Genomic DNA, 14,611 nt, shown 5'->3' with positions numbered 1-14,611 from the left:
CCGATAGATTATGTTTTGCTGCAGACCACAAGCAACCTCGCCGCTTATCGTTAAGCCGGTGTCACCGGCGGCTTGGCTGCGACAAGCTGTCAGCGTTTCGACTCTATCTGCTCGACGCATTGGAACCTTGCCAGGAAGTGCAGGCCGGCCACGGCAAGGGCGAACATGAACCAGATCGGATTCTGCCGTTCGAGCAGGAAGGTCTCGGTGGCTCCGTAATACAGGCCGAACAACCACACGGTCAGGAACAGCTTGGCCAGTGCGCCGCTGCGGCTGTGGGCCTGGGCCGTCTGGAAGTTGCCGAGCGGTGCGACCACGAAGGCGAGGATCACGAGCATCAGCCCCGGCAGACCGATGGTGACCGCGAGGTCGAGATAGCTGTTGTGGCTGTGCGCCGCGGTTGTCGCCCATTCGGCGCCTTGCGCGGTCTGCCGCGCGGTCACGTCGTCCCAGAACGCCGCATAGCCGTGACCGATGATCGGCTTCTCCGCGACGGCTGCGAGCGCGAACTCCCAGATCGCGGAACGGCCGGTGAAGGTCGGATCGAGCGGAAGCAGCCGGGTCATCGCCCCGAGCGCCGGGCTCATGACGCTGCCGACGGTCAACAGGTTCATCAGGATCAGCGGAGCGAAACAGATGATCCGCTTCAGCCACAGGCCCGGCGTGACATAGACCAGCGAGGCGAGAGCGTAGATCGCAAGGCACAGCACCGAGGACGTCTTGCCGCCGGTGAAGATCAGGAAGATGCCGGCCAGCGCTGCGACCGCCGGCCCCATCACGAACGAGCCCACGGCGGACAGGTAGATGCCGACATAGACCAGGATGGTCATCACGGGCGACGCGATGTTCTTGTGGGCAAAGCTGCCGCGCCAGTCGCCAGCAAGTTGCGGCTCGGTGATGTCGAGGGCCGTGTGGATCGAGTATTGCGGCGCGAGGAAGACGCCGAGATAGCAGAGCGCGAGCAGCACGAGCGCGGCGATACCCAGGCAAAGGTTGAAGCTGCGCTGCGTCGGCGGCAGCAACGGCAGCAAGACGGCGAGCGAGGTCACGCTGGCCGCGAGCACGAACCGCTGGAGCGAAACGCCGCGGTTCTCGGAGAAGGCGATGTTGATCAGCAGCCAGCCGACGAGGCAGAGGTGCAACGGCGTCACCAGGGTCCTCAGCGACGGAGCGTCGGTGGCGGCGGCGAGCAGAACCGCGACCGCAGCCAGGAGGCCGAAGGAGATGTAGGTCAGTGCCATGCGTCCGCCGACGACGGTGACGAGGTCGGGATTGCGCAGGTCCGGGAACGGATCGAGCGTGACCAGCACCAGCAGCAGCGCCGCGACGGCGACGAGGCAGCGTGCCGCGTGCGCGGCATTCAGCCTCGCGAGCCCATCGCGCAGGACGTGGTCGAACGACCGGGTCTCGACGTCGGTGATGTCAGCGGCGCTGCGATCCAAGCTGCAATCCATGGTCAGGTGGTGGAGCCGGGGAAGCTCCAGGTTCTAGCTCATCCCCGTTAACCTTCCGTCAACCAGCATCGCGACGATGGCGGACACTGGTGCCGCCGGGCTGCGGCCGCACTCTTCCGGATTTGGCACCGGCGCGATGGCACCGGCTTAACGCTAATACACGAAACCGGCGCCGCGCAGACCTTCGCGGCAACGCTTCGACCGTAATGGGGATATCATCCGCAACGGCCGAGGTTGCCTACGCTGGCGTTGGCAAGCGCGGCAGAGGCGCCCTGGTTAACAGTCCATTAAAAGGCGAGCCGCCGCTTGATCACCGCCGACGACGTTCTCGAACTTCCGGTTGCGCCGCGCGCGCCGGCAGGCCTGCGCAGCCTGCTGCCGGCGAACTCGGTCGCGGTGTCCGTCATCATTCCCGCCAAGAACGCGGCAGCCTATCTCGGCGAAACCCTCGCGAGCGCGCTGATGCAAGGCGATGTCGGCGAGGTGATCGTCGTGGACGACGGCTCGACCGACGACACCGTGGCGATCGTCCGCGCCGTGCGCGATCCGCGGCTGCGCCTGTTGCACAACGACGCTGCCGGCGTGTCGGCGGCACGCAACCTCGGCGCCCGGCATGCGAGCGGCGAGTGGCTTCTGTTCCTGGATGCCGACGACCGCCTGCGGCCCGGTGCGGTCGCGGCGCTGCTGTCGGCGGCGCGCGGTGCTCCGCGCGCGATTCTCGTCTACGGCGACTACAATACGATCGATGGCGAAGGACGGCAGATCGGCCGGCGCGACCTGTTGAAGGGACGCCGCAAGCCGTCCGGCGACGTGCTGGTGCAGCTCACGGCCGGGAACTTCATCGTCAACGGTGGCATTGTGCTCACACGTGCGGACGCTTTCCGCGCCGTCGGCGGCTTCGACGTCTCGCTCAGATATTGCGAGGACTGGCATTGCTGGTGCCGCCTTGCAGCGATCGGCGAGTTCGCATTCGCGCCGAAGCTTCTGCTCGACTATCGCCTGCATACGTCCAACACGATGAACGCGGCGGTGCGAACCCCGCAGGATTTCCTGCCTGCGGTCGCGCGGGTCTTCGACGACGGGCTGATCCTGGCGCGACTCCCCGAGGGCACGGCGAGCGGACTGCGCCAGGCTGCCGAGATTCATCTCGTCACCTATTCGGCGATGCAAGCGGTTCGCTTCGGCAGATATCGCGAAGCCATCGCCTATCTCGCAATGATCGGCCGGCTGTCGCTCAGATCGCTGCCACGCGCCGCGATCAGGGTCGCCCTCGCCCGTTTCGGCATCTAGTCCGCCGCCGCGGCATCAGGACACGATCTTCGAGGCCTCGTAGGGCCTCGGCTCGAGCCCGAAGGCCGCCAGTGCCGCGCCAAGCGCAACCATCACGGGATGCATCGCGACGACCGCCTTCGACGAGCTCAGCAAGGCTGCGGCGCGGAGCAGCGACAGCGGCACCCGCCCAAGCATCTGCGCGAAGACCCGCGCACGCGCCGCCGTGGTCTGGGCGGCCTTGTACTGCACACGATAGTTGATCGCACCGATGCGCAGGCCGCGCTTTGCGATCCAGCCGAGGCTGGTGCGGTTGTGCGGCACCGTCTCGGTGATGACGGCCTCCGCCGTCCAGTGGAATAGCATGCCGGCGTCACGGCACCGCACGAAGAAATCACAATCGCCGCCGCCGAGAAAATTGAAGCGCAAGTCGAACGCGGGACGATCGAACCGTTCGAAGGTGGCACGCGTGATCAGACAATTGCCGCACCCATAGATCAGCGGCACCGCTCCGCTGTAATCGTAGGCGGGACAGAAGGCGGGATGACGCGAAAGCCAGGGCTTGCTGTCGTCGTCGAAGACCGGCAGCACCGGCCCACCGACCACGTCGGCACCGGTCGCCTCCGCAGTGCGGACCATCAGTTCGAGCCAGTCCGGCGAAGCGATCTCGTCGTCGTCGATCATCAGGAAACGGGTTGCGGCGGGAAACAGCCCCTGCGCCGTCTCGAATGCGGCGTTGATCGCCTGGCAGTTCCCCTGCCGCTTCTCGACGAGGCAGACGCCCTGGAGCCGGCCACCGGCGAGATACTCGGCGGCGACCGGCGCGCTTTCGCGCCGCGCAGCGTCGTTCTCGACCATGACGACGGCAAAGGAGCGGGGAGTACGCTGGCTCGCCAGCGAGTCCAGGGTCAGCCGCAGATGCTGCGGGCGCCGGAAGCAGGGAATGCAGACGACAATGCCGACCGACAGATCGATGACACGGGAGCTCGCCACGATCTCCCGGTTGGGATCGCGCACGACGTCCGAGATGCGCGTGGCGGACAGGTCTGTCGGGATCAATGTCATGACGTCCTAGATGGCCGAGATATGTTGAGAAAGCCCTGCTTCGATCGCGCGGATCGGCCTCGTGCCGCGATGGCACGTCGCAGCGGGACAGATGCGTGCCAAAATGACCGATCGGCGCGCAGCGCATCCGCCACGCCATCCCGGTGATGTCCAGTCATCCTGGCACGACACCATGCACTTAACCGCCTTCGCGTGTTTCTGCCGCAAAACCTCGCACGCGTGTTAGTGCAATTCGCGGTCCAGTGCGCCGTCGACGTCTCGACATGAACAATGCCGTAGTTAACGCCTATACGCATTAACCCGACCGTAAGCACTGCGATCAGTGAGACGGCGCGGCATCGGATTTGCTCTTCGGGCGAGCGAGTCTTTTCCTGTAAATTTGAATAGAACAAGCGCGGTCAGAAAATCATGAACAAGCCAGCCACGATCGACTTCGCGACAGCCACGGCAATCAATGTCTCCGCGGCCATGACGCCCACCCAGGCGCTCCATGATCTCGTCCCCGGCGAGGCCCGCGACAGCCTGCTCGCCGTCCACGACGTGCTGTGCCGCGAGCTGCCGCAGGACCGGCTCGCCATCTATGAGGCCGGCGGCGGCTCGTGCAGCGTCCTGCCTCCGGAGTTGCTGAGCCGCAGCAAGGTCACCGTCGTCGACATCGACGAGGACCAGGTCCGCAACAACACCTACGCCGACGAGGCGATCCTCGGCGACGTCCAGACCTACCGCTTCGGGCGCGAGACCTTCGACCTCGTGATCTGCTACAACGTCATCGAGCATCTGCCGAACGTCGACGCGGCGCTCCTGAATTTCCGTGACGCGCTCAAGCGCGGCGGGATGATCCTGATCGGCGCGCCCAATCCGCGCTCGCTCTCCGGAGTCGTCACCAAGTATTCGCCGCACTGGTTTCACGTCTGGTTCTACCGGCACATCCGCGGCATCAAGGACGCCGGCCTGCCCGGCGAGCCGCCGTTCCCGACGTTCTTCCATCCGCTGGTGACGCTGCCCCGGCTCGAGGCTTTCGCGACCGCCAACGGCCTCGAGATGATCTATCGTCGCGAGGTGGAAAGCCCGCGCTACCCCGAGATGCGCCGGCGCAAGCCGTTGTTTGCGGCCCTGGTCGACGCCGGCGCCGCGGTGCTGAACGCCGTGCTGCCGCGCGGCACCGACGTCCGTCGCGGCGACTATCATGTCATCCTGCGGAAGCGCTGACGGCCATGATTCGTGCCCGGCCCATCGCTGGACGAGCGGCGGCTCGCGGCCACCCTGCGCGCGGTAACGAATCGTTAATCCCTGGGAGATCCCGGTATCGCGAGCGTCGCGAGGGCGCGCGTAGGGGTGGCATGCGCTTAAACGCTTTGTTTGCCATTTCCGTGAATAGTCCCTCAGCGAGTATGGTTAATTTTCCCTGTTGCGTTGATTGGGCACCCATATGCCGGGTGCGTGGCGTAAAGCGAAGAGTAACCCCTCAGCCCGCGGCAGTTGGAATGAAAGCTGGGGATCATGCTTGACTATAGCCAGCCGATCGATCGAGCCGGACCGGAGGCCCCGCAACGGAAGCCTCAGGCCGGCTTCAACGTGCTCGAGCTCGTCAATTTGCTCTGGCGGCGAAAGGTCGCGATCGCCGCGGCCGCCCTGCTCGGCGCGACGCTCGCAGTCGTCGCCGGCAAGAGCGTGACGCCCCGCTACACCGCCACCGCTCAGCTCTATGTCGACCCGCGCGAGCTCCAACTCGTTGACCGCGAACTCACGCCCCGCGCCCAGGACATCTCCGGCATGTCCATGGTGGTGGAGAGCCAGGCGCGCCTGATCACCTCGAACAGCGTACTGCTCCAGGTGATTCAGCAGGCAGGTCTCGACAAGGATCCGGAATTCGGAGGCGGCGACGGCAGGAGCCTGATGTCGTCGCTGCACGGCCTGATCGGCCTGCAACCCCGCGCGCCGTCCGCCGCGGAGAAGAATGAAGTTCAGCTTGCTGCGCTCGACGCATTGAACAAGCACATCACCGTCCGCAAGACCGAGAAGAGCTTCATCGTCGACATCGAGGTCTGGTCGACGGATCCCGTGAAAGCGGCGATGCTGGCCAACACGCTGACCAATGCCTACCTCGCCGAATCCCGCAACTCGCAGGCGTCGGCCGCACGACGCGCGACCAACGATCTCTCCAGCCGCCTGAAGGAGCTGCGCGACCGGCTGCGCAACGCCGAGACTGCGCTTGCCACCTACAAGGCCCAGAACAATTTCGTCGGCACCCAGGATGCGCTGATCAGCGACCAGCAACTCTCCGCCAGCAACCAGCGGCTTTCCGCGGCCCGTGCGGCGACGATGGATGCGCAGGCACGGCTCGACCAGATCGAGGCGAGCCGGCGCACGGCCACGGATGCAGGTGCGATCCCCGAGGCGCTGCAATCGCCGACGATCGCGAATCTGCGCGCGCAATATGCCGACGCCCGCAAGAAATATGCGGAGCAGGCCGGCGAGCTCGGGCCGCGCCATCCGGCGCTGCGCCAGACCGAGAAGCAGGTCGAGGACCTCAAGCGTACCATCAACGAAGAGATCGACCGCTTCGCCCAGTCCGCCAAGAACGATTTGACGCGTGCCCGCGATTTCGAAGCCTCGCTCAACCGGGCGCTGGAAGCCCAGAAGCGGCAGAGTGTCCAGCTCAGCCAGGCCGCCGTGCGCCTGCGCGAGCTCGAGCGCGAAGCCGATGCCAGCCGCGACGTCTATCAGTCCTTTCTCAAGCGCTCCCGCGAGACCGAGGAGCAGGAGAGCCTGAACACGTCGGCGGCCCGCGTCATCGGCGAGGCGACGGTGCCGCAGCGGCGCTCGTTCCCGCCAGCGATGAGCTTGTTCGCCATGATCGGCTTCATCTTCGGCGCGATCGCGGCCTCGAGCTGGTTCGTCGCGGTCGAGTTGCTATTCACCGGCGCGATCGCACCAGCGCCGGCGCCTGCCCGTTCACAGCGCGCGCCGGCGCCGGATGCAGATGCAATGAGAGCTCCGCAGCGCGCCCCCCCGCCGGAGGCTTCGCTGCCCCAACCGGCCTCGCGAATTCCGGAAGTTGAACAGATTCTGCCGGAACTTGCCGCGCCCCCGCTCCAGCCTTCGATGGTCGAAAAGCCCGTAATCGAGAAGCCGCTGATCGCACGCTTCCAGGAGGCCGACGTCATCCACACGCTCGGCGCCATCCTCGCTACGGGCGGCGGCGTCGACCTCACGCGGCTGGGTTGGCCAACGCTCCGCCCCGGCTTTCCCCTGACGACACTGCTCAACGCTTGGCGTGACATGCGCGCGGCGGTCGTCCGGCGCGCCGGCGGCAAGGCGATGCCGGTCATCGCGCTTGTCGGTGCCGGCGAGACCACCGGACGTAGCGTGACCACGCTGAATTTCGCGCTGGCCGCCGCCCGCGACGGCGCCCGCGTGCTGATGATCGATGCCGACCATCAGGCACGCTCGCTCTCGAACAAGGTCAGCCGCCCCAGCAGAAGCGAACCGAGCAGGCTCGGATGGCTCTCGATCGGCAGCAAGGACGCACGCGAGATCAAGACGGTCAACGGCATCTCGGTGCTGCCCGCCGCGGAGGGCGATGCCGACAAGGCTTCCGCCGCGATCCGCAAGGCGATTGCGCAGGCCCGTTCCGCCGGCGGCTATGATCTCGTGATCCTCGACGGCCCGGCGATGCCGCTCTCGGCCGGCGGCCGCAAGCTGCTCGACGACACCGACTCGCTGGTGGCCGTGCTGCCGACCAGCCTCGACGTCAACGACAGCCTGGAAGAGATCCTGGCCGCGCTCGGCCCCTCCGAGCGCAAGCTCGTCGGCGTCGTGCTCGACGAACTCACCCCTGCAATCCATACGCGCCATCGAGGCAGACAATATGCTTGAGCGCCGCGTCAACCTCGACGGACGGGCAGCGACTGCCGAGGTGCCGAGAATCACCGTGGGCGGGCTTCGTATGGCCGCGCTCGACCTGGAAGCCACCGCCGATTTCATGATCGAGGCGACCGATCCTGACAGTCGCATCGGCCGCCCGCTGTACTTGACCTCGGCCAATGGCGAGGTGCTGGCCCGCTGCTCGACCGAGCCGCAGACCGAGCGGCTGTTCCGCGCCGCCGACCTGATCAATGCCGACGGCCAGCCTCTGGTCGCAGCCTCGAAGCTGCAATCCTGGTTCCCGCTGCCGGAGCGCGTTGCGACCACGGACCTGTTCCATATCGTCGCGCGGAAGGCTGAAGTGCTCGGCCGCACGTTCTACATGTTCGGCGCAAGCGAGGCCGAGAACGCCGCCGCGGTCGAGAACGTCCAGAAGCTGTATCCCAGGCTCAAAATCGTCGGACGCAGCCACGGCTATCTGCGAGGCGAGGCGCTGCGTGCCAAGGTCGAGGAGATCAATGCCCTTGCACCGGACTATTTGTGGGTCGCCCTCGGCGTGCCCAATGAGCAGGCATTCGTGAGAGATTTCACGCCGCATCTCACCAATGTTGGCGTCATCAAGACCTCCGGCGGACTGTTCAATTTCCTGTCAGGCAGCCGTGCCCGCGCGCCGCAATGGATGCAGAAGTTCGGACTCGAATGGGCCTGGCGCACCTTGCTCGAGCCACGCCGTCTGCTGTGGCGCTATTTGACCACCAACCCCCGCGCGCTCTATCTTCTCCTCAGCCGCAACCGCCCCATCCGCTAGAAGAAGAGCAGAAGACGACATGACCGACCGACCGACCGTCCTCGTCACCGGGGGTGCGGGCTATATTGGCTCGCATGCGTGCCGCGCATTGACCGCCGCCGGCTATCAGCCCGTCGTTTATGACAATCTCTCGACAGGTCATCGCAGCTTCGTCTCCGGCCCGCTGGTGACGGGCGATCTGCTCGATGGCGCGGCGCTGGCGCGCGCCTTCGCCGACCACAAGGTCACGGCGGTGATGCATTTCGCGGCGGCGAGCCTCGTCGGGGAGTCCATGACCGACCCGCAGAAATACTACATCAACAACGTCCAGGGCACGTTGTCGCTGTTGCAGGCCATGCGCAACGCGGGCTGCCATCGCATCGTGTTCTCCTCGACCGGCGCCGTCTACGGCAACGCCGATTCCAAGGCGCTGCCGGAAGACTTCCCCTGCGCGCCGATCAATCCGTACGGCGCATCGAAGCTGATGATCGAGCGCATGCTCGCCGACTACCGCACCGCCTATGGCTTCGGTGCGTTCTGCCTGCGCTATTTCAATGCCAGCGGCGCCGATCCGGCCGGCGGGATCGGCGAGCTGCGCGACAACGAAACCCATCTCATTCCTCGTGCGATGATGGCCCTGCAGGGCCATGTCGACTTCGCGCTGTTCGGCGACGATTACGACACGCCGGACGGCACCGCCATTCGCGACTACATCCACGTCACGGACCTTGCGGCCGCGCACGTCGCGGCACTGAAGCTTCTGGAACAAGGGCATGCCGGCGGCAGCTTCAATCTCGGCACCGGTTCCGGCTTCTCCGTACGCGAGATCCTCGACGCGATCAGGCAGGAGGCCGGGCGCGAGGTGCCGCACAGCGTCAAGCCGCGCCGCGCCGGCGACCCCACTTATCTGGTCGCGGATCCTTCTGCCGCGAGGAAGGTGCTGAACTTCGTGCCGCGCCACTCCGATCTGCCCACGGTCATCCGCACGGCCTGGGCCTGGCACCAGAGGGCGCACCCGTTCAGGTCGCGCTAGGCGACCGTATTGCAGCTTGCCGGCGGGCACCTTAAGCCGCTAAAGGGAATGAAGAGACTATGAAAATCCGCGCCGGCCGCTTTTCCGGCCGCCGGGTGCTTGTGGTATGGCCGCCGATGGAGCGGCATACGTGGCTGCGCGACGCGCCGTTCTTCAAAGCTTCAAGACCACGACCGCGTGCGCGCATCGGCCTGCTTTCAGGCGCGACAAGGAGCACGGAGCGAATGCATCAGGCCGCAAGCCTGCAATTCGAGCGCGTGGTGAACGAATTCGCCCGCTGGCTCGCCGTGCCCGAGGACGAACGGTCGCCGGCGCCGGCCTGGTGGTGGGGACCCGCGATCGCGGTGCGCGACGCGCACCAGCCGATGCCAGGTGCGTGGTCGCGCACGCTCGGCCTCGGCGACGGATCGACCTTTGCCGACGGAGCGTGCCTGCTTCTCGCCCTGTTCGAGGATCAGACCTCACTGCCATGGCCGGACGATTTTCCGCGCAAGGCGGAACGCGAGGCTGACGAGTCCCGTGAGCTGCACCCGCAGCCGTCAGACGACAGCGCCTTTCAACCGTAGCGCCGCGGCCTCCTCGGCGACGGAATCCCGCTCCGGCTGGAGCGGCGGCGCGACGGGCAGCACCATCGGCCGCAGCAACTCCGCGATCTGCCGCGCCGGCAGCGGCTTGGAGATGAGGAAGCCCTGCATCTCGTCGCAGCCATGGGTCCGCAGGAACGCCTCCTGCTCGGCATTCTCGACGCCTTCGGCGACGACGGTCATGCCGAGTGCCTTGCCCATGCTGATGATCGCCTGTGCGATCGCCTGGTCCTCCGAATCGTGCGGCAGGTCGCGCACGAAGGAGCGGTCGATCTTGATGGTGTCGATCGGAAAGTGCTTCATCAGCGACATCGACGAATAGCCGGTGCCGAAATCGTCGATGGCGAGGCGGATGCCGCGGCTCTGGATGGAGTCGAGGACTTTGAGCGCACGACCGACATTGCGCATCATCATGCTCTCGGTGACCTCCAACTGGAGCAGCACAGGCGACATGCCGCTGGCGGCCAGCGCTTCGTCGACGTCCTGCAACAGATGCTCGTCGACAAACTGGCGTGGCGACAGGTTGACCGCCATCGACAGCGGCAACAGGCCGCGACGCTGCCAGGCCATGGCTTGCGCGCAGGCCTCATTCAGCACCCAGCGGCCGATCGGCACGATCAGCCCGGTTTCCTCCGCAAGCGGAATGAATTGCGCCGGCGAGACACTGCCGAGATCGGGATGAGCCCAGCGCAGCAGCGCTTCGACCCCCGTGATCTGGCCGGTCCCCATGTCCACCTTGGGCTGGTAGTTCAGCGAGAACTGCTCGCGCTCCAGCGCGCGGCGTAGTGCGCTCTCGAGCGACAGCCGTTCGATCGACTGCGTCTTCACTTCGTTGGAGAAGAAGCGGTAGCCGTTCTTGCCGTCTTCCTTGGCGAGGTACATCGCCATGTCGGCGTTCTTTGTCAGCGTCTGCGCGTCGGAGCCGTTGGCCGGATACATCGCGATGCCGATGGAGGCCGTCGTGTGGCACTCGTGGCCAGCCAACTCCATCGGCTCGGCGAGCGCCGCGAGCAGCCCCGTCGCGATGCGCTGGACGTCGTCGATCTCGCCGCACTGATCGAGGATCACCACGAACTCGTCGCCGCCGAGTCGCGCCACCACGTCGCTGGCCCGCAGCGCGCCGCGCAACCGGTTCGCGACTTCGAGCAGGAGCAGGTCGCCGGCCTCGTGACCCAGCGAATCGTTGATGACCTTGAATCGGTCGAGATCGATGAACAGCACCGCAAAGCGGTGATCGCGGCGCTGCGCGGTGTCGATGGCCGCGTGCAGCAGCTCGTTGAAGGTCTCGCGGTTCGGCAGGTCCGTCAGGCTGTCATGCGAGGCGAGATACTCGATCCGCTCGTCTGCCTGTTTCTTCTCGTCGGCGCGATCGAAATTCTCCATGGCGAAGGAGACGTTGTCGGCGAGGCGCTGCAACAGCTCGACGAATTCGGGCGTGAAGCTGGCCGGTTCGGTCGACATGTAGATCATGACACCGACGGCCTGATCGTGCGCGATGAGCGGAAACGCCGCGCCCGACTTCGCGCCGTCCCCGCGCACGATGGCGTGGAAGACACGGACGCGATCGTCGTTGAGATAGTCGTTGCTGATGCAGGGCTGCCGCGTCCGGAACGCCGTGCCGCTCATGCCGCGCCCTTCGGGCCGCTCGGGATCGATGGAGAGATGGACGTTGCGCGTGGTGTCGGCGGACGGGCCGGCGGCGGCTACGATCTCGAGCTGGTCCGTGCCGGCCCTGGCCAGCGCAATCGTGGTCGAGGTGAACTTGGCACCGTTCGATGCCGCAAGGCAGACGAGTTCGAACAGCTCGGCACGCGACTTTGCCCGCATGATCGCCTCGTTGGTTGCGCTCAGAGCCGCGAGCATGCGCGTCAGACGCTCCTTCTGCGCCTCGGTGCGGACCTTCTCCTCGGCGCGATCGAAATTGTCGAGGGCAAAGGAGACGTTCTCCGCCAGGCGCTCGAGCAGCTCGACCAGATCGGGGGTGAACGTATCCTCTTCCAGCGCGAGGAAGAGCAGAATGCCGACCGGCTTGTCGCCCGCCCTCAGAAGCGGGAAGCTCGCCGCAGCACGCGTTCCATCCTCGATAGCCTTTGTGCGCCAGTATGCCGACCGCGGCTCGTTCAGATAGTCGTTCATGATACTGGGCCGGCGGGTTCGGAGTGAGGTGCCGATGATGCCCTGACCCTCGGGATGGCCGGCGGAAATGTTGCAGGTACGTCCAGCCATGCGCTCCTTCAGGCGCCCCTTGACCGCAACGACTTGAACGAGCTCGCGCTCTTCATCGATGATGCCGATAGTCGCCGAGGCAAAGAGATCGCCGAGCACAGCCGCCTGGCAGGCCGCCTCGAACAGCTCCTCGCGCGTCTTGGCGCGAATGATGGCTTCGTTGGTCGCGCTCAGCGCCTCGAACATGCCGCTCAGACGATTGCGCTGCTTGTCCGCTCGCGCCTTCTCGTCGGCACGGTCGAAACTTTCGAGGGCGAAGGCGACATTGGCCTGAAGTTTGCGCAGCAGCTCGACGAGCTCCGGCGTGAAGGTGCCACGCTCCGGAGAGTTGAACAGAAAGACGCCTTCCAACCGGTCGCCGTTGAACAGCGGCAACGCCGCGGAGGATGCGATGCCGTTGCGGCGGGCGCTGGCCTGCCAGGGCGCGATGCGATCATCGGCGAGCACCTCGTTGCTGACGGCTGGCTGCCGGGTGCGGAACGCCGTGCCCGTCAGCCCGCGCCCTTCGGGCACCCGGTCGGAGGTGGAGAACGTGAAGTTGCGAACCTGATCCGCATTCGGTCCGTAGCAGGCGACGACGCGCAGCAGCTCAGCCCGACGATCGACCAGCGCGATGGTGGCCGAGGTGAACTTGGCTCCCTTCGCGGTCGCCTCGCAGACGAGGTCGAACAGCTCGGACCGCGACCGCGCACGCAGGATCGCCTCGTTGGTGGCGCTGAGCGCCGCATACATTCGCGCCAGGCACTCTTCTTCCCCGGCGATTCTGGCTTTCTCGGCCTCGCGGCCGAAATTCTCGATTGCGAACGAGACGTTCTCCGCCATGCGCAGCAGCAGCGCGACGATCTCCTCGTCCTTGGCCCAGGAGCGGCTGATGAAGAACAGCAGCACGCCGACGCTCTCGCCGTATCTGATCAGCGGCGCGACGACGCAGGCGGCAACACCGGTGTTGACGTTGGCCTGCTCCCACGGCGAGCCCCTGGTGCGGCTCGCGAGATCGTCCTCGACGATGGCTTTCTGCGTCCGGAACACCTCACCGGAGATGCCCTTGCCATAGGGATTTTCCGGATCGATCGAATAGCGCGCCTGGGTGACCAGTTCGAGGTTCTGTCCGGTTGCCGCGACCGGAATCATCCAGTGCGAATCCGGTTCGCGAAGCAGGACGATGGTCGCCAGCGACTTGCCGCTGTGGACCGAGGCATCGCACACGAGCTGGTACAGCTCCTGCTCGGTCTTGGCGCGCAGGATGGCTTCGTTGGTGGCGCTGATGGCCCCGAACATGCGGTTGAGCCGCCGCGTCGCCCGCTCACTTGCCTGCCGCGCGGTCTCGCGCGCGAAATTGTCCAGCGCATAGGAAATGTTCGCCGACATGCGCTCGAACAGCGACACCATCTGCTCGCTCAGCGAATTGGCTTCGCTGCGCGTCACGTACAATACGCCGACGCTCTTGCCGTTGCAGAGCAGCGGCAGCGCTGCGGCCGCGCCGATGTGAGCCTTGGCGGCGCCCTCGCGCCACGCCAGCGAGCGCGGATCGTTCAGATAGTCGTTGCTGATGCACAGCTTCTGATCGCGAAACGCCTCGCCGCCGACGCCGGATCCTTCAGGCGTGCCGGCTTCCGTCGTGATCACAATCGAGCGGAGCCGCGGAATGTCATCGCCACAGCCGGCCGCATAGCGCAGCCGCCGGCCGTCCGGCTCCACCAGGAACACGGCAACGGCCAGAAAATCCCCGCTCGAAAATCCGGCGTTGCAGACCTTCTGGTACAGCTCGTCCGGCGATCTCGCGTAAAGGATCGCTTCATTGATGGCGCTCAACGCCGCAAAGGTGCGCGCGAGTGTCGTCGGCACGATCTCAGCTCCCGGGGCATCTCTGCCTCTTTATCCCGGTGACTTTATCAGCGGCGATCGCCTAAGTGGTCGTTATTGCGCACTGCAAACCGTCGATCAAAGTGAACGAGCAGCGAACGAGCAACGCAAAACTGCGGGAAACGCCGCCGCGCGGGCCGAATCATCGGGCAAAGGCGCGTTCTCTCTACGAATTTGCAGCCCTGCGATGGTTTACGGGAGATTGATATCGCTCCTGCGCTTTGAGACGATGGCACCCAACAAGCAGCCCGTTACGGGCACCAAGCCGAGGGAACGCCATGCCGATCGTCAGGGCCGATCGCCTCGCACGCATCAGCGCCGCCCTGCTCCGCGCCGCCGGAGCATCCGAGGCAGAGGCCGATGCCGTCGCGACGGCATCGAGATCGAGGATGCCGCATGGAAAAAATCGCGCGCTTCGGCGCGTGAGTACAGGCTCGACACCGTGCTCGATCTGGCCTGACGG

10 protein-coding genes are annotated in these 14,611 nt (G+C 65.8%); 7 read left to right on the top strand and 3 right to left on the bottom strand.

Annotated elements, in window-relative coordinates; genetic code table 11:
- Positions 1 to 89: 89 nt before the first annotated feature.
- A complete protein-coding gene (locus FJV43_RS22230) occupies positions 90 to 1,442 on the bottom strand; it encodes an O-antigen ligase (RefSeq protein WP_239621002.1) in 1,353 nt (450 codons plus the stop codon).
- 318 nt (positions 1,443 to 1,760) lie between these two features.
- Here FJV43_RS22230 and FJV43_RS22225 point away from each other — a divergent pair, with 318 nt between their 5' ends.
- Complete coding sequence (locus FJV43_RS22225; RefSeq protein WP_239621001.1) at positions 1,761 to 2,744, top strand: glycosyltransferase; 984 nt, start codon at positions 1,761 to 1,763, stop codon at positions 2,742 to 2,744.
- Positions 2,745 to 2,759: 15 nt separating this feature from the next.
- Here the strand turns inward: FJV43_RS22225 and FJV43_RS22220 are convergent, their stop codons facing one another.
- Positions 2,760 to 3,788: a glycosyltransferase family 2 protein gene (locus tag FJV43_RS22220; protein ID WP_239620999.1), complete on the bottom strand. Its 1,029-nt coding sequence runs from the start codon at positions 3,786 to 3,788 to the stop codon at positions 2,760 to 2,762.
- A 408-nt stretch (positions 3,789 to 4,196) separates the two neighbouring features.
- Here FJV43_RS22220 and FJV43_RS22215 point away from each other — a divergent pair, with 408 nt between their 5' ends.
- From FJV43_RS22215 to FJV43_RS22195, 5 genes are all read left to right on the top strand, one after another.
- On the top strand, positions 4,197 to 4,997 hold the full coding sequence (locus FJV43_RS22215; protein WP_239620998.1) for a methyltransferase: 801 nt from the start codon (positions 4,197 to 4,199) through the stop codon (positions 4,995 to 4,997).
- A 291-nt stretch (positions 4,998 to 5,288) separates the two neighbouring features.
- Positions 5,289 to 7,667: an exopolysaccharide transport family protein gene (locus FJV43_RS22210; RefSeq protein ID WP_239620996.1), complete on the top strand. Its 2,379-nt coding sequence runs from the start codon at positions 5,289 to 5,291 to the stop codon at positions 7,665 to 7,667.
- A complete protein-coding gene (locus FJV43_RS22205) occupies positions 7,660 to 8,463 on the top strand; it encodes a WecB/TagA/CpsF family glycosyltransferase (protein ID WP_239620995.1) in 804 nt (267 codons plus the stop codon). The genes FJV43_RS22210 and FJV43_RS22205 overlap by 8 nt, the downstream gene beginning before the upstream one ends.
- 19 nt (positions 8,464 to 8,482) lie before the next feature.
- Complete coding sequence (galE, locus tag FJV43_RS22200; protein ID WP_239620993.1) at positions 8,483 to 9,475, top strand: UDP-glucose 4-epimerase GalE; 993 nt, start codon at positions 8,483 to 8,485, stop codon at positions 9,473 to 9,475.
- Between the two features lie 224 nt (positions 9,476 to 9,699).
- Complete coding sequence (locus tag FJV43_RS22195) at positions 9,700 to 10,041, top strand: hypothetical protein (protein ID WP_239620992.1); 342 nt, start codon at positions 9,700 to 9,702, stop codon at positions 10,039 to 10,041.
- Here FJV43_RS22195 and FJV43_RS22190 read toward each other — a convergent pair.
- Complete coding sequence (locus FJV43_RS22190; protein WP_239620990.1) at positions 10,015 to 14,130, bottom strand: GAF domain-containing protein; 4,116 nt, start codon at positions 14,128 to 14,130, stop codon at positions 10,015 to 10,017. The genes FJV43_RS22195 and FJV43_RS22190 overlap by 27 nt on opposite strands.
- On the opposite strand from FJV43_RS22190, the gene FJV43_RS22185 reads away from it, so the two are divergent.
- Positions 14,087 to 14,608: a hypothetical protein gene (locus FJV43_RS22185; RefSeq protein ID WP_239620988.1), complete on the top strand. Its 522-nt coding sequence runs from the start codon at positions 14,087 to 14,089 to the stop codon at positions 14,606 to 14,608. The genes FJV43_RS22190 and FJV43_RS22185 overlap by 44 nt on opposite strands.
- Positions 14,609 to 14,611: the final 3 nt, after the last annotated feature.

Source organism: Bradyrhizobium sp. I71 (assembly GCF_022354745.1).
Classification (GTDB): Bacteria; Pseudomonadota; Alphaproteobacteria; order Rhizobiales; family Xanthobacteraceae; genus Bradyrhizobium; species Bradyrhizobium liaoningense.
Note: the sequence above shows the minus strand (reverse complement) of the source record. Positions and strands in the feature narration are given on the sequence as shown.

Excerpts from the sequence above, each read along its gene's own strand:
- FJV43_RS22185 (WP_239620988.1), top strand. The coding sequence starts at position 14,087 with ATGGCGCTCAACGCCGCAAAGGTGCGCGCGAGTGTCGTCGGCACGATC.
- FJV43_RS22195 (WP_239620992.1), top strand. The coding sequence starts at position 9,700 with ATGCATCAGGCCGCAAGCCTGCAATTCGAGCGCGTGGTGAACGAATTC.
- FJV43_RS22220 (WP_239620999.1), bottom strand. The coding sequence starts at position 3,788 with ATGACATTGATCCCGACAGACCTGTCCGCCACGCGCATCTCGGACGTC.
- FJV43_RS22205 (WP_239620995.1), top strand. The coding sequence starts at position 7,660 with ATGCTTGAGCGCCGCGTCAACCTCGACGGACGGGCAGCGACTGCCGAG.
- FJV43_RS22215 (WP_239620998.1), top strand. The coding sequence starts at position 4,197 with ATGAACAAGCCAGCCACGATCGACTTCGCGACAGCCACGGCAATCAAT.
- FJV43_RS22210 (WP_239620996.1), top strand. The coding sequence starts at position 5,289 with ATGCTTGACTATAGCCAGCCGATCGATCGAGCCGGACCGGAGGCCCCG.
- galE (WP_239620993.1), top strand. The coding sequence starts at position 8,483 with ATGACCGACCGACCGACCGTCCTCGTCACCGGGGGTGCGGGCTATATT.